The organism is Vibrio jasicida CAIM 1864 = LMG 25398, from assembly GCF_000400365.1.
GTDB lineage: Bacteria > Pseudomonadota > Gammaproteobacteria > Enterobacterales > Vibrionaceae > Vibrio > Vibrio jasicida.
This window is the reverse complement of record NZ_BAOG01000191.1, coordinates 1-333: the sequence shown is the minus strand read 5'-3', so window position 1 is coordinate 333 and position 333 is coordinate 1. Positions and strand designations below refer to the sequence as shown.

Below are 333 nucleotides of genomic sequence, written 5' to 3'. Positions count from 1 at the left end.
CGGAGAGACTTGAACTCTCACACCTTGCGGCGCCAGAACCTAAATCTGGTGCGTCTACCAATTCCGCCACGACCGCATCGTGTTTTTTAGTCACTAAGGTAATTGGCATAACCTTAACAACGTTTTGTAATGGCAGGGCTACCTGGATTCGAACCAGGGAATGGCGGCATCAAAAGCCGCTGCCTTACCGCTTGGCGATAGCCCTACAGGTCTTAGCCTTTCAGCTAAGTGCTTCCCAATTAAGGAAAGTATGGTGCGGTCGGAGAGACTTGAACTCTCACACCTTGCGGCGCCAGAACCTAAATCTGGTGCGTCTACCAATTCCGCCACGAC

Annotated in this window: 1 tRNA gene; it reads right to left on the bottom strand. The window is 51.7% G+C overall.

Features of this window, described 5'->3' with window-relative positions:
* Positions 1-130: 130 nt before the first annotated feature.
* Positions 131-205, bottom strand: a tRNA-Gln gene (locus tag VJL_RS26535).
* Between the last annotated feature and the right edge of the window lie 128 nt (positions 206-333).